At 72.9% G+C, this 26,027-nt stretch carries 16 protein-coding genes; 3 read left to right on the top strand and 13 right to left on the bottom strand.

Annotated elements, in window-relative coordinates:
• Positions 1–8: 8 nt before the first annotated feature.
• The 3 genes from AB0D85_RS03990 to AB0D85_RS03980 form a co-directional block, all read right to left on the bottom strand.
• Entirely contained in the window at positions 9–3,620 is a 3,612-nt protein-coding gene (locus tag AB0D85_RS03990) for a UvrD-helicase domain-containing protein (protein WP_362313074.1), read from the bottom strand.
• Positions 3,621–3,665: 45 nt separating this feature from the next.
• Positions 3,666–6,953 carry an ATP-dependent DNA helicase gene (locus tag AB0D85_RS03985; RefSeq protein WP_362313072.1) on the bottom strand — a complete coding sequence of 1,096 codons (3,288 nt, stop codon included), beginning with the start codon at positions 6,951–6,953 and terminating at the stop codon, positions 3,666–3,668.
• 266 nt (positions 6,954–7,219) lie between these two features.
• Positions 7,220–7,606, bottom strand: coding sequence for an MGMT family protein (locus AB0D85_RS03980; protein ID WP_362313071.1), 387 nt, complete (start codon positions 7,604–7,606; stop codon positions 7,220–7,222).
• A gap of 161 nt (positions 7,607–7,767) precedes the next feature.
• Between AB0D85_RS03980 and AB0D85_RS03975 the strand changes: the two genes are divergently transcribed.
• The 3 genes from AB0D85_RS03975 to AB0D85_RS03965 all read left to right on the top strand — a co-directional run bounded on the left by AB0D85_RS03975 (position 7,768) and on the right by AB0D85_RS03965 (position 13,884).
• On the top strand, positions 7,768–10,566 hold the full coding sequence (locus tag AB0D85_RS03975) for a lysylphosphatidylglycerol synthase domain-containing protein (protein ID WP_362313069.1): 2,799 nt from the start codon (positions 7,768–7,770) through the stop codon (positions 10,564–10,566).
• A 70-nt stretch (positions 10,567–10,636) separates the two neighbouring features.
• A complete protein-coding gene (locus AB0D85_RS03970; RefSeq protein WP_362313067.1) occupies positions 10,637–12,178 on the top strand; it encodes an alpha/beta hydrolase in 1,542 nt (513 codons plus the stop codon).
• Between the two features lie 158 nt (positions 12,179–12,336).
• Positions 12,337–13,884: an alpha/beta hydrolase gene (locus tag AB0D85_RS03965; RefSeq protein WP_362313066.1), complete on the top strand. Its 1,548-nt coding sequence runs from the start codon at positions 12,337–12,339 to the stop codon at positions 13,882–13,884.
• Positions 13,885–13,946: 62 nt separating this feature from the next.
• Here AB0D85_RS03965 and moeZ read toward each other — a convergent pair whose 3' ends face one another.
• From moeZ to AB0D85_RS03915, 10 genes are all read right to left on the bottom strand, one after another.
• Positions 13,947–15,125 (bottom strand): adenylyltransferase/sulfurtransferase MoeZ, encoded by a 1,179-nt coding sequence (moeZ, locus tag AB0D85_RS03960; protein WP_362313064.1) that lies wholly within the window; start codon positions 15,123–15,125, stop codon positions 13,947–13,949.
• Positions 15,126–15,188: 63 nt separating this feature from the next.
• Positions 15,189–15,938 (bottom strand): spherulation-specific family 4 protein, encoded by a 750-nt coding sequence (locus tag AB0D85_RS03955; protein WP_362313062.1) that lies wholly within the window; start codon positions 15,936–15,938, stop codon positions 15,189–15,191.
• Entirely contained in the window at positions 15,926–16,885 is a 960-nt protein-coding gene (locus AB0D85_RS03950) for an NAD-dependent epimerase/dehydratase (RefSeq protein WP_362313061.1), read from the bottom strand. Before AB0D85_RS03950 ends, AB0D85_RS03955 begins: the two co-directional genes overlap by 13 nt.
• A gap of 183 nt (positions 16,886–17,068) precedes the next feature.
• Entirely contained in the window at positions 17,069–18,415 is a 1,347-nt protein-coding gene (locus tag AB0D85_RS03945; protein WP_362313060.1) for a hypothetical protein, read from the bottom strand.
• Positions 18,412–20,112, bottom strand: coding sequence for a glycosyltransferase (locus AB0D85_RS03940; protein ID WP_362313505.1), 1,701 nt, complete (start codon positions 20,110–20,112; stop codon positions 18,412–18,414). The genes AB0D85_RS03945 and AB0D85_RS03940 overlap by 4 nt, the downstream gene beginning before the upstream one ends.
• Before the next feature lie 256 nt (positions 20,113–20,368).
• On the bottom strand, positions 20,369–21,961 hold the full coding sequence (locus AB0D85_RS03935) for an ABC transporter ATP-binding protein (protein WP_362313058.1): 1,593 nt from the start codon (positions 21,959–21,961) through the stop codon (positions 20,369–20,371).
• A complete protein-coding gene (locus AB0D85_RS03930) occupies positions 21,958–22,956 on the bottom strand; it encodes an ABC transporter permease (protein WP_362313056.1) in 999 nt (332 codons plus the stop codon). The genes AB0D85_RS03935 and AB0D85_RS03930 overlap by 4 nt, the downstream gene beginning before the upstream one ends.
• The gene (locus AB0D85_RS03925; protein WP_362313054.1) at positions 22,953–24,017 is read right to left on the bottom strand and encodes an ABC transporter permease; all 1,065 of its coding nucleotides are present in this window, start codon (positions 24,015–24,017) and stop codon (positions 22,953–22,955) included. The genes AB0D85_RS03930 and AB0D85_RS03925 overlap by 4 nt, the downstream gene beginning before the upstream one ends.
• 4 nt (positions 24,018–24,021) lie before the next feature.
• Positions 24,022–25,740 (bottom strand): ABC transporter substrate-binding protein, encoded by a 1,719-nt coding sequence (locus AB0D85_RS03920; RefSeq protein WP_362313053.1) that lies wholly within the window; start codon positions 25,738–25,740, stop codon positions 24,022–24,024.
• Positions 25,741–25,907: 167 nt separating this feature from the next.
• Positions 25,908–26,000: an Ms4533A family Cys-rich leader peptide gene (locus AB0D85_RS03915; RefSeq protein ID WP_355722876.1), complete on the bottom strand. Its 93-nt coding sequence runs from the start codon at positions 25,998–26,000 to the stop codon at positions 25,908–25,910.
• Positions 26,001–26,027 lie beyond the last annotated feature (27 nt).

Raw genomic sequence — 26,027 nt, 5'->3', positions numbered from 1 at the left:
TCACGAGCCTATCGGCCCGCGCGGACATCCTCGGCGGGCGGTTCGTCACACTCGGCTTGCCCAATTGTCCGATCTGATTGTCCGACGATCAGCCTTTCCAGGGCTGCCCGGTCCGGCAGCCCGTCCGGTCGTTCGATCTCGCCGGTGCGGACATGCACGAACGCGACCGTGACCGACTCGGGCGGCACGCCCTGCTGCTCGGCCCAGCCGATCCGGTAGATCGCCAGCTGGAGCGGGTCGGCGAGGCGGGTGCGGCTGGTCTTCCAGTCGACGATCTCGTACGTCGTCCCGTCGCCGTGCCCGGTCTTGTAGACGGCGTCGATACGGCCCCTGACGACCCGGCCCGCGAGGGCGAGCTGGAAGGGGGCCTCGACGCGGTAGGGCGTGCGGTGGGCGTACTCGGTGCGTTCGAAGGCCTCCTTGAGGGCTTCGAGGTCCCGTTCGTCGGCGATCTCGGCGTCGCTGCCGGGGAGCTCGTCGGGCTCCAGCATGGGCAGCGTGAGCTCCTCGAAGCGCGCCTCCACCCAGGCGTGGAACCGGGTGCCCCGGCGGGCGGCCGGTTGCGGAGGGCGCGGCATGGGGCGCGCAAGCTCCTGCGCGAGCCCGTCCGGGTCCTCGGCCAGCCGCATCAGCTGGGTGGCGGAGAGCGTGGCGGGCAGGGGGACGTCGGTGACGGCCTGCCGGGCGCGCAGGAGTTCGCCGGTGAGGGCGTCGAGGTCGCGGTCCCAGGAGGCGATGGCGCGGGCTTCCTCGGGGGTGAGGGGGGTGTGGGGGGTGCGCTCGGGCTCCGGGGCGGGTACGGGACCGGGTTCCTGGGCGCGCGCGGGCCCGGCTTCCGGGGCTCGTTCGTGCTCCGGCGTGCGCGGGAGCGTGCGCTCGGCGGGTGCGGCCTGGTGCGGGACCGTGGGGCGGTCGGTGCTCCAGGAGTCCCAGCCTGCGGAGTCCTCATCCGGGACGTCGTCCTCGTAGACGTCCGGGGTGTCGTCCTCGTACGGGTCCGGTGCCTCGTCGTAGGGGTCGGTTTCCTCGTCCTCGGGCGGCGGGGGCCACTCCGGGTCCTCGTGGCCGCTCGGGTCGTGGCCGGCCGGCGGACGGCCGTCCGTCTCGGCCGTGAGGGCGTCCAGGTGGGCGAGGACGGTCTCGGCGGCCGCGCGGCGACGGGCCAGGGCACCCTCGTCCAGGGGCAGCGGCCACACCTGGTCGGCGGTCGCCGTGTGCAGCGCCGGGTTCTCCTCGTCCTCCTCCGGTGCGTCGGCCCAGGCCTCGATCTCGCCGTGTCCGGCGGTGCAGTGGTCGTACAGCTCCTGGAGGAAGTCGGAAGGGCCGCGCGGCTTCTTCTGGTTGGGCCCCCACCAGTGGCCGGAGCCGAGGAGAAGGGAGCGGGGGCGGGTGAAGGTGACGTAGCCGAGGCGGAGTTCCTCGGTGTGCTGGTGGTCCTTCATGGCCTCGTGGAAGGCCTTCATGCCCTTCGAGTCCCAGGCCTCGACGTCGGGCAGGGTGTCGCTGTCGCCGCGCAGGGCGTGCGGGAGCACCTTGGCCTGGGCGGTCCACTTCTCGCGGCCCTGGCTGCTCGGGAAGGTGCCCTTGACCAGTCCGGGGACGGCGACGACGTCCCACTCCAGGCCCTTGGACTTGTGCGCGGTGAGCACCTTGACGGTGTTCTCGCCGCCGGGCAGGGCGTTGTCGAGGCCCTTCTCGTACTGGGCGGCGGTGCGCAGGAAGCCGAGGAAGGCGAGCAGGGTGGCCTCCTGGTCGCCGGCCGCGAAGGAGGCGGCGACGTCCAGGAAGTTGGACAGCGTCTCGCGGCGGCGGGCGGCCAGCGCGTGCGGGGACGCGGACAGTTCCACCTCCAGGCCGGTGACCGCGAGGACGCGGTGCAGGACGTCCATGAGCGGGTCGGACAGGGCGCGGCGGAGCTCGCGCAGCTCGGTGGCCAGGCGGGCGAAGCGCACGCGCGCGTCGGGCGAGAACGGCAGCCCGTCGTCCTCCTGCCCGAACTGCTCGGTGCCGAGCGGCAGCTCCAGGAACGTGTCCAGGGCGTCCGCGAGCGATATCACCTCGGCGGGGTCGACCCCCTCGACGGCCTCGGCGAGCCGGCGGTCCGGGTCGTCGGCGTCGCCCACGCGCGCGTGCGCCACGAGCAGCCGGGCGCGGCGGCCGAGGAGGGCGAGGTCGCGGGGGCCGATGCGCCAGCGCGGGCCGGTCAGCAGCCGGACCAGCGAGGCGTTGGCTCCGGGGTCCTGGAGCACCTCGCAGACGGCGACGAGGTCGGCCACCTCGGGCAGATGCAGCAGTCCGGAGAGTCCGACCACCTCGACGGGGACGTCCCGGGCGACGAGCGCGCCCTGGATCTGTGCGAAGTCGGTCGCCGTGCGGCACAGGACGGCGATCTCGCCGGGTGCGGTGCCGGTGCGGACGAGGTGGGCGACCGAGTCGGCGATCCAGTCCATCTCCTCGGCGTGGGTGCCCAGCAGGGCGCAGCGGACCGTGCCGTCCCGCTCGGCGCCCGGGGCTGGTCGGAGGGCCTCCACGCCCGCGTGCATGGCGCGCAGCGGTTCGGCGAGGCCGTTGGCGAGGTCGAGGAGGCGGCCGCCGCTGCGTCGGTTCTCACTGAGCGCCTGCCGGGTGGCGAGGCTGCCGTCGGCGTGCGCGAAGTGCTCGGGGAAGTCGTCCAGGTTGGCGACGGAGGCGCCGCGCCAGCCGTAGATGGCCTGGCAGGGGTCGCCGACCGCGGTCACGGGGTGGCCGGTGCCACCGCCGAACAGGCCCGCCAGGAGCACACGTTGGGCGACCGAGGTGTCCTGGTACTCGTCGAGGAGCACGACGCGGAACTCCTCGCGCAGCAGCCGGCCCACCTCGGGGATGCCGGCCAGTGACGCGGACAGCGCGATCTGGTCGCCGAAGTCGAGCAGGTCCCGCTCGCGCTTGGCGGCCCGGTAACGGACGACGAGTTCGGCCAGTTCGCGGCGGGCGGCGGCCGTCTCGGGCACCTTGCGCAGATCGGCGTTGCCGAGCCTGACGCCCGCCAGGGTGTTCAGCAGTCCGGCGTCCCAGGTGCGCAGGTCCTCGGGGCGGACGAGGTGTTCGGCGAGTTCGGAGTCGAGGGTGAGCAGGTCGCTGACGAGGTCGGCGAAGGAGCGGGTGAGGGCCGGGTAGGGGCCGGGGGCCTCGCGCAGCACGCGCGCGGCGAGCTGGAAACGGGTGGCGTCGGCGAGCAGCCGGGAGGTCGGCTCCAGGCCGATGCGCAGGCCGTGGTCGGTCAGCAGCCGGCCCGCGAAGGCGTGGTACGTCGAGATGACCGGCTCGCCCGGCGGATTGTCGGGGTCGATGACGTCGGGGTCGGTGACGCCCGCCCTGACGAGCGCCGTGCGGACGCGCTCGGCGAGCTCACCGGCCGCCTTGTTGGTGAAGGTCAGGCCGAGGACCTGTTCGGGGGCGACCTGTCCGGTGCCGACGAGCCAGACCACGCGGGCCGCCATCACCGTCGTCTTGCCCGACCCGGCTCCGGCCACGATCACCTGCGGGGCGGGCGGCGCGGTGATGCAGGCCGTCTGCTCCGGGGTGAACGGGATGCCGAGGAGCTCCTTGAGCTGCTCGGGGTCGGTGATGCGGGCGGGCATAAGGAAAGAGGCTAGCGGCGGGCACTGACAACCGGGACACGGCGCTCACTCGACCACGTGCCGTCCCTCGGGCCGCGCGCTGCACGACGCGCGGAAGGCACAGTGCGTGCAGTGCTGGCCGGTGGTCGGGGTGAACCGTTCGTCGAGGACCTTGCCGGCGGCGGTGGCCAGGAGCTCGCCGACCCACTCCCCCTCCAGCGGCTCCTGGGCCTGCACCTTGGGCAGGGTCTCGCCGCCGTCGCGCTGGGCGGCGCCCTGTCTGAGGTGGACCAGTTCGGCGCCCCCGGGCTCGGGTCGTACGCCGTCGAAGGCCTCGTCGACGGCGCCCTCGCGGACCGCGAGCTGGTAGACGGCGAGCTGGGGGTGGCGGGCCACCTCGGCCGCGCTCGGCGCCTGCTTGCCGGTCTTGAAGTCGACGACGTACGCGCGGCCCTCGCCGTCCGTCTCGACGCGGTCCATCTGGCCCCGGATGCGCACCTCGTAGTCGCCCGCTCCGAGGGTGACGTCGAAGTCCTGCTCGCTGGCCACGGGGGTGCGTGCGGTGCGGTCCAGGACGTGCCACTTCAGGAAGCGTTCGAGCGCCACGCGCGCGTTGTCCTTCTCCTGCGCCGACTTCCAGGGGGCGTCGAAGGCGAGCGCGTTCCACACCGACTCCAGGCGCTCCATGAGGACGGCCAGGTCGGCGGGGGTGCGTCCGGAGGCGACCTCGTCGGCGAGGACGTGCACGACGTTGCCGAAGCCCTGGGCGGTGGTGGCGGGGGCGTCGGCCTTCACCTCGCGGCCCAGGAACCACTGCAGGCTGCAGGTGTTGGCGAGCTGGTCGAGAGCGCTGCCCGAGAGCACGACGGGCTGGTCGCGGTCGCGCAGCGGCACCTTGCTCTCGGTCGGCTCGAACATGCCCCACCAGCGATAGGGGTGGGCGGACGGCACCAGGGGGCGGCCGTCCTCGTCGGCGAGCGCGGCCAGCCGGGCCAGGCGCCGGGCGGCGGCCTGGCGCAGGGCGTCGGACGCGCGCGGGTCGACCGTGGTCGCGCGCAGTTCGGCGACCAGGGCGGCCACGGCGAGCGGGCGGCGCGGCCGTCCGGTGACGTCCTGGGGTTCGACGCCCAGTTCGGTGAGGAACCGGGAGGGCTGGTCGCCGTCGTCCGCGGGGGCCTTCACCGCGGTGACGACGAGGCGCTCACGCGCGCGTGTGGCGGCGACGTAGAACAGGCGGCGCTCCTCGGCGAGGAGCGCGCCCGGGGTGAGCGGTTCGGCGAGTCCGTCGCGGCCGATGCGGTCCGCCTCAAGCAGCGAGCCGCGGCGGCGCAGGTCCGGCCACAGCCCCTCCTGGACGCCGGCGACGACGACCAGGCGCCACTCCAGGCCCTTGGCGCGGTGCGCGGTCATCAGGCGTACGGCGTCGGGGCGTACCGCGCGGCCGGCGAGGGTGTCGGCGGCGATGTCCTCGGCCTCGATCTCCGCGAGGAAGTTCAGGGCGCCCCGGCCGCCGCTGCGCTCCTCCGCGCGGGCGGCGGTGGCGAACAGGGCGCACACGGCGTCCAGGTCACGGTCGGCGTTGCGCCCGGCCGCGCCGCCGCGCCGGGCGGTGCGCTCCAGGCGCGAGGGCCAGGGTGTGCCGTTCCACAGGTCCCACAGCGCCTCCTCGGTCGTGCCGCCGTCCGCCAGGCGCTCCCGGGCCTTCCTGAGCAGCGCGCCGAGCCGCTGTGCCCCGCGCGCGTACCGGGGGTCGTGGACGGCCAGGCGCTCGGGCTCCGCGAGCGCCCGCGCGAGCAGCTCGTCCGAGGGGGGCGGGAGCGCGTTGCCGGCCGCGCGCTCCTCGTCGCGCAGGGCACGGCCGAGGCGGCGCAGGTCGGCCGCGTCCATGCCCGCGAGGGGGGAGGTGAGCAGGGTGAGCGCGGTCTCGGTGCCGATCCGGCAGGCGCCCTCTTCCGTGTCGTGCGCCGCCTCCGCCACCGCCCGGAGCGCGGTCAGCAGGGGCGCCACCGCGGGTTCGTGGCGCAGCGCAACGTCGTCGCCGTCGATGTCCAGGGGCACGCCGGCCGCGGTGAGGGTGCGGCGGACCGTCGGGATGGTGCCGGATCCGGCACGCACCAGGACGGCCATGTCGCTCCAGCGGACGCCGTCCTCCAGGTGCGCCCGGCGCAGGATGTCGGCGATGTTGTCCAGCTCGGTGCCGGGCGTCGGGTACGTGTAGACCTCGACGCGGCCGCCGTCGCGCGCGGCCGTCGGCTCGCGGTGGGCGCGTGCCTTGTCGGCGGGCAGCCTGTTGAGCGGCATCCGCCGGGTCAGCAGGCGGGTGGCGGCCAGCAGGCCCGCGCCGGAGCGGCGGGCGGTGCGCAGCACCTCGACCGGGGCGGGACGGCCGTCCACGCGCGCGAAGGCCGACGGGAAGTCGAGGATGCCGTTCACGTCCGCGCCCCGGAACGTGTAGATCGACTGGTCCGGGTCGCCGAACGCGACCAGGGTGCGGCCGCCGCCCGCCAGGGCGTGCAGCAGGCGCACCTGGGCCGGGTCGGTGTCCTGGTACTCGTCGACGTACACGGCGTCGTAGCGGCCTGCGAGGTCCAGGGCGACCTCGGGGCGGTGGGCGAGCAGTACCGCGCGGTGGACGAGTTCGGCGTAGTCGAGAACGCCCTGGAGGTCGAGGACGTCGAGGTACTCGGCGAGGAAGGCTGCCGCGGCCCGCCAGTCGGGGCGGCCGATGCGGTGGGCGAAGGCGTCCAGGGCGGCCGGGTCCAGGCCCAGTTCGCGGCTGCGGGCGAGGACCGCGCGGACCTCGTCGGCGAAGCCCCGGGTGGTCAGGCAGGCGCGCAGCTCGTCCGGCCAGCGCACATGGTTCAGGCCGAGCCGCTCCAGGTCGGGCTGGCCGGCCAGCAGCTCGCGGACGGCCACGTCCTGCTCGGGGCCGGACAGCAGCCGCAGCGGGTCCACGAACAGACCGCTGTCCTGGTGGGCGCGGACCAGGGCGTAGCAGTAGGAGTGGAAGGTGGTCGCCCGGGGCGCGCGGGCCGCGCCGACGCGCAGGGCCATGCGGTCGCGCAGTTCGACGGCGGCCTTGCGGCTGAACGTCAGCACCAGGATCCGCTCGGGGTCGTCGCCACGGGCGATCCGCGCGGCCACGGACTCGACCAGAGTGGTGGTCTTCCCGGTGCCGGGACCCGCGAGGACGAGCAGCGGGCCGGACCCGTGGTCAACCACGGCGCGCTGTGCGGCGTCCAGTCGAGGGGGATCCACGTCGGCCGACGGGGTTCGGACCAGTCGGTAAGCGCCACGGTTCCCCTGTCGCACCGGGAGGTGCGACAGGCGCCTGGTGAAGGAAGAGGAGCTCACGTGGTTCGCCGGTCCTGGTGGGTGTGCTGGTCGGTTCGCGGTCGCGCGTGCGCAGCGGTGGCCGCGGGGTGAGCGGGACACGCGCAGCCGACGCTACGCCGACGAACCGGACGGAAGCAGAGCTTCCGCTTCTTCCCATCCGTCTCGGGCGGCACTCACGGCACACGCGCCCCGCATCTCACGAACGTACGTCATGCCACGGACGTCCCCCGTGTCCCCCGCAAGGGTCACGCATTCCCCCCGAGAGCCTCCGATGGCGGAAGCTGTCAGGTGTGAGCCTCCTCGTCCGCACCGCCGTCCCACCGCGCCCGCTTCATGTCGAGCCGCGGCAGATGGCCCTCCGCGGCCCTGCTCGCCTCCTTCAGCGGAGTGCCCTCGGCGCGGTAGTGGTCCAGGGCCCTCAGCTCGTGCCCCGGGAGCAGCACCCCGTCGGAGCGCACCACACGCCACCACGGGACGGCACCGCCGTAGAGGGACATCACACGCCCGACCTGGCGCGGCCCTCCCTCCTCCAGCCACTCCGCGACATCGCCGTACGTCATCACGCGCCCGGACGGAATCCGCTCGGCGACCTCCAGAACCCGCTCGGCGTACTCGGGCAGCTCGTCCGTGTACCCCTCTCGGGTGTCCTCGGGAAGGCTCTGCTCGCTCATTCGCCCCATCCTGCCGCACCCCACCGACAACCGGCGCGGTGCGCGTCACGCCGCCGCCTCGCCCTCCGGCGGCGCATCGGGCAGACTGTGCGCCCCCGCATCTGCACCCTGATGCCCTCGTGTGTCGGTGGGGCATGCCACCATCGTGCGGGCGGTGACTGGTGATACGAGATCAAGAAGAGACGACCAAGCAGCAGGGCGTGCACCCCGACGGCGCGGCGGGCACCTCTGACGCCGCCGCACGCCCGGACGCGGCGCGGACCGGCACCGCACGCCGGGACGCCGCGGACACGGACGCGGCCCGCGCGGACGTCGTGGCGCCGGACGCCGCCCACCCGGACACCGCCGCCGACCCCGACGCCCCCGAGGCGGAACACGTGCCGGACGAGACGCACACCGACGAGGTGGAGGGCGACGAACCGCTGCTCCCCGCGCGCGTGCACCGCCCGTCCGACCTCATGCGGCTCCTGGTCGGCGTGCTCGCCATCGCCGTGCTGCTCGGGATCGCCGCGTTCGCGCACGGCACCACCTCCGGGCTCGAACAGGACATCAACAAGGGCACCGGACAGGCCCCCGACCTGCTCATCAGGTTCGCGGGGCTGGCCTCCAGCATCGCGATCCTGCTGGTGCCGGTCGCCTTCGCGATCGAGCGGCTGATCAAGCGGGACGGGCTGCGGATCGCCGACGGTGTGCTCGCGGCCGTCCTCGCGCACGGAGTGACCCTCGCCACGGACCTGTGGGTCGCCAGGGGCGCCCCCGGCTCCATCCAGGAGGCGCTCACCCAGCCCTCCCCCGGTGACATCCACGCCCTCACCGACCCGGTGCACGGCTATCTCGCGCCCGTCATCGCCTATATGACGGCCGTCGGCATGTCCCGGCGGCCGAGATGGCGCTCGGTCCTGTGGATCGTGCTGCTGCTCGACGCGTTCTCCATGCTGGTCACCGGCTACACGACACCGTTCTCGATCATCCTCACGGTGCTGATCGGCTGGACCGTCGCCTACGGCACGCTGTACGCGGTCGGCTCGCCCAACGTCCGCCCCACCGGCCGGACCCTGCTGGCGGGCCTGCGGCACGTCGGCTTCCACCCCGTCGGCGCGGCCCGCGAGGAGGCCCTGGACAGCGAGAACGGCGACCGGGGCCGACGCTACTTCGTCACCCTGGAGGACGGCCCGCCACTGGACGTCACGGTCGTCGACCGGGAACAGCAGGCCCAGGGCTTCTTCTACCGCGCGTGGCGCAACCTGACCCTGCGCGGCTTCGCCACCCGCTCCAGCCTCCAGTCGCTGCGCCAGGCCCTGGAGCAGGAGGCGCTGCTGGCGTACGCGGCGATCGCGGCCGGCGCCAACGCGCCCAAGCTGATCGCCACCTCCGAGCTGGGCCCCGACGCCGTGATGCTCGTCTACGAGCACACCGGCGGCCGCACGCTCGACTCGCTGGCCGACGAGGAGATCACCGACGAGCTGCTGCGCAACACCTGGCACCAGGTCCAGGCGTTGCAGTCGCGCCGGATCGCGCACCGCAGGCTCGCGGGTGACGCCATCCTGGTGGATCGTTCCGGCAAGGTGATCCTCACCGACCTGCGCGGCGGCGAGATCGCGGCCGGGGAACTGCTGCTGCGCATGGACGTCGCCCAGCTGGTCACCACGCTCGGCCTGCGGGTGGGCGCGGAGCGTGCGGTGGCCTCGGCGGTCGGCGTCCTCGGCCCGGACGCCGTCGCCGACTGTCTGCCGATGCTCCAGCCGATCGCGCTGACGCGCTCCACGCGCGCGACGCTGCGCAGGCTGGCCAGGGAGCGCGCCCAGCGCGAGCGCGACGCGGTCCTGGAGGCGTCCCGGCAGGCCAAGCAGGCCCGCGCGGAGGAGGCCGAGAAGCCCGACAAGAAGACGGTGCGGGCCGAGCAGCGGGCCGAGAAGCGGGCCCTGGACGAGGCGCTGGAAGAGGCCCGCGAGGAGGACCTGCTCACCCAGATCCGGCACCAGGTGCTGCGGATCAGACCGCAGGCACCCGTCGAGCCGGCCCGCCTGGAGCGGGTGCGGCCGCGCACGCTGATCAGCGTCATCGCCGGCGCGATCGGCGGGTACTACCTGCTGACCCAGCTCACCCACATCGAGTTCGGCCCCCTGGTCGCGAACGCCCAGTGGGGCTGGGTGATCGCCGCGGTGCTGTTCTCGGCGCTCAGCTACGTCGCCGCCGCGATGGCACTGCTCGGGTTCGTGCCCGAGCGGGTGCCGTTCCTGCGGACCGTGGCGGCGCAGGTCGCCGGTTCCTTCGTGAAGATCGTGGCGCCCGCCGCCGTGGGCGGTGTCGCCCTCAACACGCGTTTCCTGCAGCGCGCCGGCGTGCGCCCCGGACTCGCGGTGGCGAGCGTCGGCGCCTCGCAGCTGTTCGGGCTCGGCTGCCACATCCTGATGCTGCTGTCCTTCGGCTACCTCACCGGCACCGAGAAGACCCCGTCGCTGTCGCCCTCCCGCACCGTCATCGCGGGCCTGCTGACCGTCGCCGTGCTGGTCCTGGTGGTGACCTCGGTGCCGTTCCTGCGGAAATTCGTCTCCACGCGCGTGCGGTCACTTTTCGCGGGTGTCGTGCCGCGCATGCTGGACGTGCTCCAGCGGCCGCAGAAGCTCGTCACCGGCATCGGTGGCATGCTGCTGCTGACCGCCTGCTTCGTGATGTGCCTGGACGCCTCCATCCGCGCGTTCGGCGACCAGTCGACCTCCCTGAGCATCGCCAGCGTCGCCGTGGTCTTCCTGGCCGGCAACGCGCTCGGTTCCGCCGCGCCCACCCCGGGCGGCGTCGGCGCCGTCGAGGCGACCCTGACGGTCGGTCTGATCGCCGTCGGCCTGCCCAAGGAGGTCGCCGCCCCGGCCGTCCTGCTGTACCGCCTGCTGACCCTGTGGCTGCCGGTGCTGCCGGGCTGGCTGGCCTTCAACCATCTCAGCCGCAAGGGCGCCCTCTAGGGCCGGAGGCAGGTACCTCGTACGGCTCGCGCCCCGCGCGCGTGACGGTGCGCGACCCCAGGATGGGAGCATGCCGAACCCCTTCCGGATCCGCGTCGCCGCCCTGACCACCGCACTGGCGCTGTCCTGCCTGCTGACCGGGTGCAGCGACGGATCCAAGGACGGGGATCTGGAGGCCCAGAAGCTGGCCTGGAAGGACTGTCCGGCGCCCGACGAGGCCGAGGGCGGCGGCGACACCCCCTCGCCCCTGCCCGGCGGCGGCAGCTGGCAGTGCGCCACCATGAAGGCCCCCCTCGACTGGGCGAACCCGAAGGGCGCCACCATCGGTCTCGCGCTGATCCGCGCCAAGGCCAGCGGCGACCCGAGCAGCCGGATCGGCTCCCTGATCTTCAACTTCGGCGGGCCCGGCGGCAGCGGCGTCACCACGCTCCCCGCGTTCGGCGAGGACTACGCGGCCCTGCGCACCCGCTACGACCTCGTCAGCTTCGACCCGCGCGGAGTCGGCCGCAGCGACCCCGTCGAGTGCCTGAACGACGCCCAGCTCGACGACTACTTCCAGCAGGACGCGACACCGGACACCAGCGCCGAGCGCACCCAGCTGATCAACCGCACCAAGCAGTTCAACACCGCCTGCGAGAAGAACTCCAGGACGATCCTGCCGCATGTGCGCACCACCGACGCCGCCCGTGACATCGACCTGATGCGCCAGGTCCTCGGCGACAGACAGCTGCACTACTTCGGCATCTCCTACGGCACCGAACTCGGCGGCGTCTACGCCCACCTGTTCCCGAAGCACGTGGGCCGGGCCGTCTTCGACGCCGTCGTCGACCCCACCCAGAACCCCGAGCAGAGCTCCCTCGGACAGGCCAGGGGCTTCCAGCTCGCGCTCGACAACTTCGCCCAGGACTGCACGTCGAAGACGACGGAGTGCCCGATCGGCGACACCCCGCAGGACGTGAAGGACCGTATCGCCACGCTCCTCACCGACCTCGACAAGAAACCGATCCCCGGCATCCTCCCCCGCCAGCTGACCCAGACCGCCGCGACCAACGGCATCGCCCAGTCCCTGTACTCCAAGGACTTCTGGGAGTACCTCACCGAGGGTCTCGAGGAGGCGTACGACGGCGACGGCAAGATCCTGATGCTGCTGTCCGACTCGATGAACGGCCGCGACCAGAACGGCGAGTACAGCAACATCACCGCGGCGAACATCGCCATCAACTGCGCCGACCAGAAGCCGCGCTACACCGCCGACTACGTCCAGCGGAGACTGCCCGTGTTCCGCGCCGCCTCCCCGCTGTTCGGCGACTACCTCGCCTGGGGCATGGTCAGCTGCACGAACTGGGCGGTGCCGGGCGCCGCCGACCATCCCGACGTCAGCGCGCCCGGGTCGGCGCCGATCCTGGTCGTGGGCAACACGGGGGATCCGGCCACGCCGTACGAGGGTGCGAGGAAGATGGTGGAGGCGCTCGGGAAGGGCGTCGGGGTCGAGCTGACGTACAAGGGGCAGGGGCACGGTGCGTACGACAGCAAGAACAAGTGCGTGCAGGGTGCGGTGAACGGCTATCTGCTGGAGGGGACGGTGCCGGCGGCCGGGAAGATCTGCACGTGACGGTCGCACAGCTCCCTCCACCTCGCTCCGGGCGCCACAAAAGCGCAGGTCAGACGGTTATCCACAGGCTTTCACAGGCCGTGCTCGATCCGCCTACCATGGCCTGACCGCTCTCCCGCGACGAATGTGCGGGGAGCCTGTGAGGGGGGTGTGCGCGCATGGTGCGCTTTGTACGGTGGGCGGCCGCTGTTGCCGCGGGGCTGCTCGTGGCCGGGTGCGGCAGCGGGTCGTCGGACGGGGGCGGGGACGAAGGGAAGGCCTCGTCCGGGCAGCCGTCGGCCGCTGCCACCGGCTCGGTCGCGCTGCCCTCGTCCCTCACCTCGCAGAAGCTCGACTGGGTCCGCTGCAAGGCCACTTCGGACTCCGCCGCGCCCGGTGACGAGTGGCGGTGTGCGACGCTCAAGGTGCCGTTGGACTGGGCGAAGCCGGACGGGGAGACCATCGGGCTGGCGTTGATCCGGGCGAAGGCCGACGGGGGTTCGGGGAAGCGGATCGGCTCGTTGCTGTTCAACTTCGGCGGGCCGGGCGGCTCCGGCGTCTCGACGATGCCGTACTACGCCTCCACCGTCTCCGCGCTGCGCGAGCGGTACGACCTGGTGAGCTGGGATCCGCGTGGGGTGGCCGCCAGTGAGGGGATCCGGTGTCGCAGTGACAAGGCCATGCAGGCGGCCGAGTCGATCGACGCCACGCCGGACACCCCGGCGGAGGAGACGGCGTACTTCCAGGACGCCGCCGACTTCGGCAAGGGCTGCGAGAAGGCGGCCGGCAAGCTGATCGCGCATGTCTCGACGACCGACACGGCCCGCGACATGGACCTGATGCGCCAGGTTCTCGGCGACGCGAAGATGCACTACTTCGGCATCTCGTACGGCACCGAACTGGGCGGTGTGTACGCCCACTTGTTCCCGAAGAAGGTGGGGCGGCTGATCCTGGACGCCGTGGTCGACCCGACCGCCGACTCGGTCGGCCACGCGAAGAACCAGGCCCAGGGCTTCCAGCGGGCCCTGGACGACTACCTCAAGTCCACCGGCCAGGACCCCGAGCAGGGCTCGCAGACGATCGTGGGCCTGCTGAAGAAGATCGACGCCACGCCGTTGCCGACGTCGTCGGGGCGGAAGCTGACGCAGACGCTCGCGGTCACCGGCATCGTCCTGCCGCTGTACAGCCAGGACAGCTGGCCGACGCTGACCAGCGCGCTCAAGTCGGCCGAGGAGGGCGACGGTTCGGAGCTGCTGTCGCTCGCGGACCAGTACAACGAGCGGGACTCCTCGGGGCACTACGGCACGACGACCCACTCCCAACGGGTCATATCGTGCCTGGACGACAAGCAGCGGCCGACGCCCGCCCAGACGAAAAAGCTGCTGCCGGAGTTCGAGAGGATCTCGCCCGTCTTCGGGGACTTCCTGGGCTGGGACACCGCCGGCTGGTGCCACGACTGGCCGGTGGCCGGGGAGTACGACACCCCGGAGGTGAGCGCCCCGGGCGCGGCCCCGGTCCTGCTGGTCGGCAACACCGGCGACCCGGCGACCCCGTACGAGGGCGCCCGGAGGATGGCCGACGAGCTGGGCAAGGGCGTCGGCGTGGAGCTGACCTGGAAGGGCGAGGGGCACGGCGCGTACGGCAGCGGGAGCGACTGCGTGGACTCGACGGTGAACGCCTATCTGTTGAACGGCACGGTCCCGAAGGACGGCAAGGTCTGCTCATGACGAAGGCGGGGGCTCCGGGCATCTGTCGTGCCCGCGGCCCCCGCCCTCGGCGGAGCTTCTGCTCAGTAGACCGGCTTCGACGGCTCGATCTGGTTGACCCAGCCGATCACGCCGCCGCCGACGTGGACGGCGTCCGCGAAGCCCGCGGACTTCAGGACCGCGAGGACCTCCGCACTGCGGACACCCGTCTTGCAGTGCAGGACGATCTTCTTGTCCTGGGGCAGGCCCTCCAGGGCGGTGCCGAGGAGGAACTCGTTCTTCGGGATCAGCTTGGCGCCCGGGATGGAGACGATCTCGTACTCGTTCGGCTCACGGACGTCGATGATCTCGATGTTCTCGCCGTCGTCGATCCACTCCTTGAGCTGCTTGGGAGTGATCGTCGAGCCGGCGGCCGCCTGCTGGGCCTCCTCGGAGACGACGCCGCAGAAGGCCTCGTAGTCGATGAGCTCGGTGACGGTCGGGTTCTCGCCGCAGACCGCGCAGTTCGGGTCCTTGCGGACCTTGACCTGGCGGTACTGCATCTCCAGGGCGTCGTAGATCATCAGGCGGCCGACGAGGGACTCACCGGTGCCGGTGAGGACCTTGATGGCCTCGGTGACCTGGATGGAGCCGATGGACGCGCACAGCACGCCCAGGACGCCGCCCTCGGCGCAGGAGGGGACCATGCCCGGCGGCGGGGGCTCCGGGTAGAGGCAGCGGTAGCAGGGACCGTACTCGGACCAGAAGACCGAGGCCTGGCCGTCGAAGCGGTAGATCGAGCCCCAGACATACGGCTTGTTGAGCAGCACGCAGGCATCGTTCACCAGGTAGCGGGTGGCGAAGTTGTCCGTGCCGTCGACGATCAGGTCGTACTGGCTGAAGATGTCCATCACGTTCTCGGCCTCGAGCCGCTCTTCGTGGAGGATCACGTTCACGTACGGGTTGATGCCGAGGACGGAGTCACGGGCGGACTCGGCCTTGGAGCGGCCGATGTCGGCCTGACTGTGGATGATCTGACGCTGCAGGTTCGACTCGTCGACCTCGTCGAACTCCACGATGCCCAGGGTGCCGACGCCCGCGGCGGCCAGGTACATCAGCGCGGGCGAGCCCAGGCCGCCGGCACCCACACAGAGCACCTTGGCGTTCTTCAGCCGCTTCTGCCCGTCCATCCCGACGTCGGGGATGATCAGGTGGCGGGAGTACCTGCGGACCTCGTCTACGGTGAGCTCAGAGGCTGGCTCGACCAGGGGTGGCAGCGACACGGGGACTCCGTTGATCGGTCAATCACTACAGTTGTTCTCCCTGTAACACTGCCACGGGCTTCTTCATTCCGAGACACCTGTTCCGATCCGCGAGACGATGTCGTCCCAGTAGCCGGGCATGGTCTCCCAGGGGTCGACGCGGCCGCCGCGGTCCGTGCGGTCGGTGACGTAGATGGTGGCGGCGCCCTGCCAGCGGGCGATGCGCAGCGCCTCGTCGAGGTGGCCGCGGGGCACGCTGTGCACGAAGTGGCAGAAGCGGTCGGGCGGGTAGTCGGCGGTCCACTCGGCGACCTGGGACCAGCGGTAGTCGCTCCAGGGGCCGGCGAAGGTCACCAGCTGGTCGGCGTTCTCGGCGTATCCCGGGTAGGGGTGGGTGCCGTGGCCGAGGACGATGTGGGGATCGTCACCGGCGGAGCGGAGCGCGGCGACCGTGCGGCGGACCTCGGGGAGCGCGGTGCGTTCGCTGGGGCAGCGGTCCAGCAGGAAGCCGTCGACGCGGTACCAGTCGTGGTAGCGGTGGGCGTCGGTGATCAGGTCGGCGTGGGGGCGGGCGCCGTAGGTGGCGTCCAGGTGGCCGAGGACGCGGACGCCCGCGTTGCGGAGCCGGCCGGCCGCCTCCAGGCAGTGCGGGTCGGGGCGGCTGCCGGGGCCGCCCGCGACGTTCAGGGCGACCCAGTGCAGCGGGGTGCCGGGGCGGGTGAGTTCGGCCCACTGGGCGGGGGCGAGAAGGGGGTGGGCGTAGCCGGGGACGCCGACGGCGGTGCGGACGCCGGTGGTCGCTGCGCCCGCCCTGGTGCTGGTCAGATGCGGCATGCCGCCTCCATCCAGATGTCCGCGAGGGACTCCTCGAGGTTGATGCGGGGGCGCCAGCCGAGCCGGTCGCGGGCGCAGCGCACATCGGCCTGCTGCCAGCTGCCGCAGCCGTCCGGGTACGGGTACGCGGACGGGGCCGCGTGGTCGGGGTCCAGGCGGGGGTGGCCGATGGGGCTGCGCAGCGGGCCGGGCGGACCGTCGAGCTCGTGCAGGGCTCCGCCGTATCCGGCGACCCGAGCGAGCACGGCGGCGGCGTCGCGGAGCCGGACGGCGCGGCCGGAGCCGATGTTGATGACGCCCTGGGCGGCGGAGAGCGAGGCCGCGTGGACGGCGCGGGCGACGTCGCGGACGTCGACGAAGTCGCGCTGGGCGCCGAGGCCGCCGAGTTTGAGTTCGCCGTCGCCGGACTGCATGGCGCGGCGCATGGCCTCGGCGAGCCGGCCGAGCGGGGAGCCGGCCGGGGTGCCGGGTCCGGCGGGTGAGAAGACGCGCAGGACGACGGCGTCGAGGCCGGAGCCCAGGACCAGTTCGGTGGCGGCGAGCTTGCTGACGCCGTACGGGCCGCCGGGGCGCGGCACGGCGTCCTCGGCCGTGGAGGAGCCGGGCTGGCTCGGGCCGTACTCGGAGCTGCATCCGATCTGCACCAGGCGGGCGCCGCAGCCGCTGCGACGCAGGGCCTCGCAGACGGTGGCGACGGCGACGGTGTTGTGCCGGGTGAGTTCCCGGGCTCCGCCGCGGGTGGCGCCGGCGCAGTTCACGATGACGCCCGGGTGGACCGCGTCGAGGAAGCGGGTGAGCGCGCCGGGGCTGCCGGTGGCGAGGTCGAAGCGGACGTCGGCGTCGTCGCCGCGGCCGAGCGCGGTGAGCTGGACGGCCGGGTCGGCGAGCAGCCGGTCGGCGACGAAACGGCCGAGGTATCCGTTGGCTCCGATCAGCAGAACCCTCATCGTGCGGCTCCCGGGGTGCGTGCTCCGGCGACTCCGGCGGTTCCGGACGCTCCGGGTCCGGGTCGGGAGGTGGTCATCTGGTGGTCTCCTTCAAGAGGTGGTGCGGTTTTGCCTCCGGCGGGATGCCGGGTGCCGGCCGCCGGGACGGCGCGGCGAGGCCTGTGAAGAGAACGGCGGCCCGGCTCACTCCGGGTCTGCCGTCGGCGCGTGGGCCGAGGCCCGGGTGAGGGTGCGGGTCGCCTGGAAAAGCAGTGCCAGGGCGGTGGCGCCGCAGACGAGGGCCGGGACACTGCCCGCGCCCCACGTGGCGACCAGGGCTTCGACGGGGGCCGCCAGGAAGCCGCAGCCGGGCAGCCGGCCGGCCAGGACCAGGGCCACGGCGCCCGCTTCGGCGGCGGCCGCGGCGGCGAGGGCGTGGGTGGGTCCCTGCGGGACGTTGTGGACGGTGAGGAGGCGGGCGAGCAGCAGGAGGGCGCCGAGGGTGAGGGCCTCCGGGTAGCCGGCCGGTTCGCGCAGGGCGGCACCGCACAGGGCGAGCAGGGCGGTGAGGGCGCCCAGGAAGAGGGCGAACACACCGAGCAGCAACGGCTGTACGGCCGCGGTGAACTCCTCCAGGCCGCGGCTGGCCGCGAGCCTGCGGCGGGCGCCCGCCCTCAGGACATGGGCGCTCCAGGCTGCCGGGGCGCAGGCCAGGGTGAGGGCGAGGACGGGGGCGGTGGTCACCGGCCAGGGGCCGTGCGCGGCGCCGGTCGGGAGGCCGTCGGGGCCGCCGTCGGCCACCGCGCGCAGCAGGCCGTTGCCGAAGAGGGCGTAGGCGAGCAGCCAGCAGGTCCACGCGCGCGTGCCGGTCGCGGTGCGCCGGGCGACTGTGCGGACCGGCACGGCCAGCGGGCCGCGGCGCAGGGCCAGTCGTACGGCCAGGGCGACGGTGAGCACGCCGGTGGCCGCCACCAGGAGGCGTGGGCGGCCCTCGGTGAGCCGTACGCCGGTCACGACCGCCCCGCAGACGGCGCCCGGGAGGAGCGCGAGCAGGGCCCGGTCGGCGCGCACGCGGGGCGCGGGCGCCGGTTCCGGGCATGGGTGCTGGTCGCCGTCGTGGGGCACGCGCGCGTAGAGCTCCTCGGCGAGCGAGAAGACGTCGCGGTGCCGGAAGCGGGCGGCGGTCCGGTCGGTGACCCCGTGCGCTTCGAGACCGGCCGCGATCTCCAGCGGGTCGACGGCTCGCTCGCAGAGCGCCCGGTGACGGTGCATCAGGGATTTCACGGGGTCGGCAGCGCCTCGACGGGGGCCGGGGCCCCGGCTGCCCGCGTGGTCCTTGGCAGCGGCACGGTCCGCCGAGGGGGCCGCGCCCGACGCCGGTCCCGGCCCTGGCGACTCGCTCCCGGAGAAGGCGTCTCCCAGGCCGCCCTCCTCCGTCCCCAGGAGCCACTCCTGCGACCGTGTGTCCCAGGCGTCGGCTCCGCCGGGTCGCCCGGGGCGGTCCAGCTCCCCCAGGCCGCCGCTCGCCGCGCCGCCCTCGTCGCCGTTCACCGGGCGGCCTCCGTGGCCGCGAGCGGAGTGGCCCGTACCGGGGTGGGCCGCGGCGCGGCGCCCAGGGCCCAGCCGGGCCCGCCCCGGCTCACCACGCGGGCCGTGGGGCCGGTCCAGCGACCGGGAACGTGGGCCTCGGCCGGTACCGCGAACGGCAGTGGCTCGCCGGCCTGGTCGAGGACGACCCGGTGCACCGGGCAGTGCGAGACGATCTCCAGGTAAATGCCGCGAAATGCCGTGATGTTCTGCTCGACGGTGAACAGTTCGAGTGCGCGGGCGCGCGCGGCGGCTCCCAGGCGCTCACGGCGCTCGGGGTCGCGCAGCAGCGCCACGCAGGCCTCCGCGAGCGCCCGCGGATTGCGCGGGGGCACGACGAGCCCGGTGCCGCCGATGACCTCCACCACGGCGCCGACGTCCGTGGAGACGGTCGCGCGGCCGCAGAACATCGCCTCGACGAGGCCGACCGGGAAGCCCTCGACGACGCTGGAGAGGACGACGACCGCGCCGGACGCGTAGGCGTCGGCGAGGGTCGGCGCCTCGGGGCCGCCGATCTCCTCGAAGGCGACCGGGTTGTCGCCGACGGCGTGCACGCCCTCGGCCTCGTCGGGGAAGAGCTGGGCGGCGAGCGCCCTGCACTGGCCCAGGTAGGCCTCGCCCTCCGGTCCCGCCGGGGCGCCCACGACCCGCAGCCGCGCCTTGGGCTCGTCCTTGCGGACCTCGGCGAAGGCGTGCAGCAGCGACACCAGGTCCTTGGACGGCTCGATCCGGCCGATCCACACCAGCGAGTCCGGGTCGGCGCGGTCCGGGGCCTCGCCGACCTCGGTGAAGCGGGAGGCCTCCATGCCGGGGTGGACGGTGCGGATCCGGGCGCGGTCGGCGCCGCAGCGCTCCTGCCAGCGGCGGGCGTGCGCGTTGCCGGGGGTGATGATCGCGGCGCGACGGTAGACCTCGGCGGCGAGCCGGCCGTGGAAGGCGGCGAGCAGGGCGCGGACGGCCGGGGTGGCCGCGTCGGGGCCGGCGGCGAGGTAGTGCGAGCGCAGTTGCACGCCGTACTCGGTGACCAGGAGCGGCACGTCGGAGAAGTGGCGCGCGAGGAGACCGGGCAGGGCGGCCGGGCCGCCCGCGGTGGCGTGGCAGAGGTCGGCCGCGCCGAGGCCGTCGTCGCCGTACCAGTCGAGGGAGAGGGGGCGCAGGGCGCGTTCGAGGTGCGCGGCCACGGCGAGCAGATCCGGCACGCGCGCCTCGCGCGCCGACCCGAGCGCGCCGGGCGTGCGACAGGCGCGCTCCAGCGCGCGTACGGCGATGTCGGAGCGGAGAGCGCCGACCAGCCCGCCCTCGTCACGGGCGAGTTCGGCGAGTCCGTGGAGCGCGCTGCCGAAACGGTCCGCCAGGTGGCTGTGCCCCGCACCGGAGCCGTCCTCGCCCTCGGGGCCGTCCGTGCCCGGACCGGCGCACAGCACCGCCGCGAGCTCGCCGTAGCTCTCGGCGAAGCGCCGGCGCGCGCGCCGCCCGTACGCGACCCCGTCCTCCTCGGCGGTCCACAGGGGGGCAGTGCGTACCTGGCTGACGTGCGGCGGCAGTTCCAGCCGGCCTTCGTCCTCCTGGCGCCTGCTGCGGCTGAGCGCGTAGATGTCGAACTCGTGCTGCTCGAGCCCGCGCACGAGCCGGTCGCACCAGAGTCTGGCGTCACCGCTCACATACGGATAGCCGCCCTCCGTAAGCAGTCCGATGCGCACGTGTGCACCCCCGATCGATCTCCCGTATGGGGAGCCACCGTTGCCTCGGTGGCTCGCAGCGGGACGAACGTATGCGGACAAGGCGGTGGCGCGATGGACGGTTGTCCATCGCGCCACCAAAAGGGGTGAACGGTCGTAACTTTCCCGTGCGGGTCGCGTTCGGTCGCGCTAGGCGATCAGTCGGCGGCGGAACGTCACGCCCGGAGCAGCAGGAACGTCACGCCGACGCCAGTTCCCGCCGTGCCGCCCGTCGTCGGGCCGCGGCCCCGGGGTCGAGGGCGGGTACGGCGGCCAGGAGTTGCCGGGTGTACGGGTCCTGGGGGTTGTCGTACACCTCGTCGGCGGGGCCGGTCTCGACGATCCGGCCGCGGCGCATGACCGCGACCCGGTCGCTGACCTGGCGGACGACGGCGAGGTCGTGGGCGACGAAGACGAGCGCGAGGCCGAGTTCACGCTGGAGCTCGCCGAGCAGGGCGACGACCTGGGCCTGGGTGGTGACGTCCAGCGCGGAGACCGGCTCGTCGCAGACGATGACGCGCGGGTCGGCCGCGAGCGCCCGCGCGATGCCCACGCGCTGGCGCTGACCGCCGCTGAACTCGTGCGGGTAGCGGTCGTAGTGCGCCCCTTCGAGCCCCACGCGCTCCAGCAGTTCGATCACGCGCCCCCGGATGCGCCCCTCGTCACGCTCACCGCGCGCGCGGAGCGGGTCGGCGATCGACTCGCCCACACTGCGGCGCGGGTTGAGGGAGGACACCGGATCCTGGAAGACCATCTGGACGGCCGGCCGCACGCCGGCGCGCGCGTGGCCGTCGTGACGGACCTCCCCCGCCGTCGGCTCCAGCAGCCCGACCAGCATCCGGCCGAGCGTGGTCTTGCCGCTGCCGCTCTCACCGACGACGCCGAGGGTCTCGCCCCGGCGGACGGCCAGCGAGACGTCGTCCACGGCCGCGAACGCCCGCTTGCCGCGCCCGAATTCGCGCCGCAGGCCGGTCGCCTCCAGGACGACCTCGTCGGACGCCTCCGAGGGCGCGCGGACCGCGTCGACGCGCGGGACGGCGGCCAGCAGGTCGCGTGTGTACGGCTGTGCGGGCGCCCCGAGCACGGCGGCGACCGGGCCCTGTTCGACCACCCGCCCGTGCCGCATGACGAGCACCTGGTCGACGCTCTCGGCGGCGACGCCCACGTCGTGCGTGACGAGGAGCAGGCCCATGCCGCTCTCCTCGCGCAGGGTGTGCAGCAGGTCGAGGATCTGGGCCTGGACGGTGACGTCGAGGGCGGTGGTGGGCTCGTCGGCGATCAGCAGGTCGGGTTCGCAGGCGAGGGCCATGGCGATGAGGGCGCGCTGGCGCATGCCGCCGCTGAACTCGTGCGGACGTGAGCGGGACCTGCGCGGGGCGTCCGGGATGCCCACCCGGTCCAGGACCTCAACGGCACGCGCGCGTGCGGCCCGTCGGGACACGCGCGTGTGCACGCGGTGGACCTCGGCGATCTGGTCGCCGATCGCGTAGTACGGGTCGAGGGACGACAGCGGGTCCTGGAAGACCATGGCCGCCTTCGCGCCGCGCAGCCGCCGCAGTTCCTCGTCGGAGGCCTGCTGGACGTCGACGCCGGCGATTTCGACCGAACCGCCGACCCGCGCGCCCGTGCCGTGGTGCAGGCCCAGCAGCGCCGAGGCGACGGTGGACTTGCCGGAGCCGGACTCGCCGACCAGGGCGAGGGCCTCGCCTGCCTCCAGGGTGAGGGAGAGTCCGTCCACGGCCCGCAGGTCGCCGAACTCGACGGTCAGATCAGTGACTCGGACGAGACTCACGCCAGTACCACCCGTCGGTCGGCCACCGCGTACAGCACGTCCGCGACGGCGTTGGCGAGGACCACGAAGAAACCGATGACCAGGACCATGCCGACGACGACGGGCAGGTCGACCACGGTGACGGCGTGGACGAGTTCCTGGCCGATGCCGGGGAGGCCGAAGAGGGTCTCGATGAGGACGGCGCCGCCGACGGCACTGCCGAACTCGTTGGCGTTCAGGGCGATGATCGGCGCCAGCGCGCCCCGCAGCGCGTGCCGGCCGACGATCGACCGTTCGCCGACGCCGTAGGCGCGGAAGGTCCGGATGTGGTCCTCGGCGAGCGTCTCCAGCATCGACGCCCGGGTCATCCGGGCGAAGTAGGCCGCCTCGGCGAGGGCGAAGGTGAGCCAGGGCAGCAGGAGGTTCCAGGCCCACTGCTCGGGGTCGTCCGAGAAGCTGACGTACTCCGGGAACGGCAGCAGCTCCAGCTGCCCGCAGACCACGATCATCAGGACCAGACCGATGACGAAGACCGGCGTGGACATGCCCGCCAGGGTGAGTCCGGTCAGCGCGCGCTCGGTGAACCGGCCGCGCCGCCAGACGGAGAGGATTCCGGTGCCGACCCCCAGCAGCAGCCAGAGCACCATCCCGCCGAGGACCAGCGACAGGCTGACCGGCAGCTTGGTGAGGATGATCCCGGTGACCTGCTGGTCGGTCTGGTACGAGAGTCCGAGGCAGGGCGCCGGGCAGTGCGCCACGGACGTGCCGGTCGAGTAGTCCTGGCCGGCGACGATGCCCTCCAGGAAGTGCCAGTACCGCAGGTACAGCGGGTCGTCGAGCCTGAGCTGCTGGGCGACCTGGTGCACCTGTTCCGGCGAGCAGCGCGGGCCGCAGGTGATCTGGGCGACGTTGCCGGGGGTGACGTAGAAGACGACGTAGACGATCACCGAGATGGCCAGCAGCGTGATGACCGCGCCGACCGTGCGGCGCAGGGCGAATCCGGCGAAGCCGTTCATGACTGCGCCTCCTTCGCGGCGGCGGCCTTCGCGGACTCCGCCGTGGAGCCCGCCTTCGCCGTCTCCGTCACGGCGCCCGCCCTGGCCTCCTGCCTGCGGCCCGTTCCGACGCGCAGCCGGGAGGCCGAGCGCGGATCGAGGGCGGTGCGGACGCCGTCGCCGAGCACGGTGAGCGCAAGCACGGTCGTGAACAGGGCGCCCGCGGGCAGCAGCAGGTACTGCGGGGCGGCCTGGTACCAGACGTTGGCGGCGGTGAGCATCTGCCCCCAGGACGGGGTCGGCGGCTTGACGCCGACCCCGAGGAAGGACAGCGCGGCCTCGATGGCGATGTTGTTCGGCACCATGAGCGCGGCGTAGGTGATGACGGGCGCGGCGAGGCCGGGCAGCAGTTCCCGGCGGGCGATCCGCCAGGTGCTCCAGCCGCTGAGCCGTGCGGCCGCCACGTAGTCCAGGTTCTTGAGGGAGAGCGTCGCGGCGCGCGCGATCTTGCCGATGGTGCCCCAGGCGACGAAGCCGATGATGAGGGAGACCAGGACCGGCCTCGGGAAGCTGCTCGGCACGACGGCCAGCAGTGCCAGCGCCATGATGATCAACGGCATGGCGACGATGATGTCGGTGATCCTGCTCAACAGTTGATCAACCCATCGGTTCCCGAGCCCGGCCGTGACGCCCACGACGACGCCGAGGACGACCTGCACGGTGGTCGCCGCCAGCGCGACGCCCAGGGATACCCGGGCGCCGTACACCAGCCGCGCGAACAGGTCCCGCCCGGTCTGCGGTTCGACGCCGAGCCAGTGGTCGGCGCCGATGCCGCCCAGGGAGCCGATGGGCACACCGCCGCGTGCCGAGTCGACGAGGGCGGGGTGGTAGGTGGTCGGGTCCTGGCCCTCCAGCGCGGTGAGCAGCGGTGCGGCGAGCGCGACCAGGACGAGCAGCGCGACGACGCCCGCCGCGACCATGGCGGCCCGCTGTGCGCGCAGCCGCCGCCAGAACTGACGGGCCCCCGAGGCCCCCGGGGCGGACGCCCCGGGGGCCTGGGTGGCGACAAGTGCCTCGCTCACGGCGCTACTTCACCGCGACCTGGGAGATGTCCAGGACACCGGTCCAGTCGCTGATGACGACGTTCCTGATGTCCTTGCCGACCAGTCGCTTGTAGACGGGGTGGAACAGCGGCACGGTCAGCGCCTGCGCGCCGATCTTCTTGTCCAGTGCACCCCACCGCTTGGCGGCCGCGTTGAGGTCGGTCAACTTGTTGATCGCGTCAATCTCGGCATTGACCGAAGCATCGTTGAGCTGGCCGGTGTTGAAGTTCGCGCCGTCCTTGACGATCTGCCGGCCGTCGAAGATCGGGGCGAGGAAGGGGCCGCCGGAGGGCCAGTCGGCTCCCCAGCCGGTGAGGAAGAAGCCCGGCTCGGTCTTCACGTCGTGGATCGTGTCGGAGTAGTTGTTGTCCTCCAGACCCTGGAGCTTGACCGTGATGCCGGCCTTCTTGAGGGCGTCCTGGACGGCGGTCGCGATCTCGGGGCTGGTCTTGAAGTTCTGGGCGTTGTCGTGGGTCAGCGTGACCGTGAGCCCGTTCGGGTAACCCGCCTCCTTCAGCAGTTCCTTGGCCTTGGCCGCGTTGCCGGTCGCCCCCGCCGGGAACAGGTCGTACGGCTCGTAGCCGAAGGACTTCTGGTTCGGCAGGTAGGTGGTGGCGGCCTCGGCGAGCGCGCTGCCGCCCGCCGCGTTGATCACGGAGGACCGGTCGACGGCGTACGAGATCGCCTGCCGCACCTTGGGGTTGTCGAACGGCTTGACCTTCGGGTTGAACGCTATGTAGTTCGTGTAGCCGAAGTGGCCGGTGCCGACCCGTGCGGCCAGCTCCTTGTCGCCGGTGACCTTGGCGAGTTCGGCCGGGCCGAGGTTGGTGTCCGTGGTGACGGCGGCCGCGTCCGCGCCCTGGGACGCCGACAGCCGCTGGTTGATCACGGCGGAGTCGAGCCCGGAGCGGACGTCGATGGTGTCCGGGTAGGCCTTGCGCTGGTCGTCGACGGACGCGGACCAGTACGTGTTGCGCTCCAGGACGAGGTGTTCACCGTCGTTCTCGTTCTTCACGACCTTGTAGGGGCCGGACGAGACAGGGTGCTCCTCGTACTTCGTGCCGGTGTCCTTGGCCTTCGGGACGGGCGTGAACTGCGTCTGCGTGGCCAGGTACGGGAACTCGCCCTCGGGCTTGTTCAGGTGGAAGACGATCGTGCGGCTGTCCGGCGTCTCGATCGCCGAGAGGCCCTTCTTGTCCTTGTACGGCCCCTGGTAGTCGGCCGCGCCGACCAGCCAGTCGCGCAGGTAGGGCGCGCCGCCGGAGAGTTCGGGGGCGAAAGAGCGCTCGATGCCGTACTTGATGTCGGCGGACGTGATCGACGTGCCGTCCTCGTACTTCAGGCCCGCCTTCAGGGTGTACGTCCACACGGTCGCGTTCTTGCTCGGCCGCCCGGTGTCGGTGGCCAGGTCGGGGACGACCTTGGCGCCGGCCGCGCCGTTCGCGCGGTTGCGGGTGGTGAGCGTACGGAAGACCAGGGAGGGCACGTTGCCGCCGCCGGAGGTGTACAGCCGGGCCGGGTCGAAGTCCGACTGCGGGTCGGAGTTCAGGACGGTGAGCGTGCCGCCCTTGTGCGGCGTGGAGTCGCCACCGGAGCCGCTGGCATCGTTGTCATTCGGACCGCAGGCTGCGGCGCCCGCTGCCACGACCAGGCTGACGGATGCCACGGCCATGCGGCGCGCTATGACGGACGGTTGACGCATCGGAATGACGACCTCTCGGAAGGCATGTCTCGATCGGCGAGACAGATTGACGAGGAGTGAGACGAAAGTGAGCAGACGTCTGCCCGGGCGTCAGGTCGTCGGAAAAAGCCATGACCGAGTCACGGCGACAGAATGAAGATCGCGACGCGAACGCCCAGAGGCGAGCGTCAGCGACAGTGGATGTCGGCCACGCAGAGCGCGGTCACGCCGATGAGCGCCAGCTCGATGGCGGCGCGCGCGGAGACGTGAAGGGACGACATGCCCAGAAATATGTATGAACTTTCTGC

Origin of the sequence: Streptomyces sp. NPDC048277, assembly GCF_040652235.1 — a bacterium.
Lineage (GTDB): Bacteria > Actinomycetota > Actinomycetes > Streptomycetales > Streptomycetaceae > Streptomyces.
This window is presented reverse-complemented; position numbering and strand designations above follow the sequence as displayed.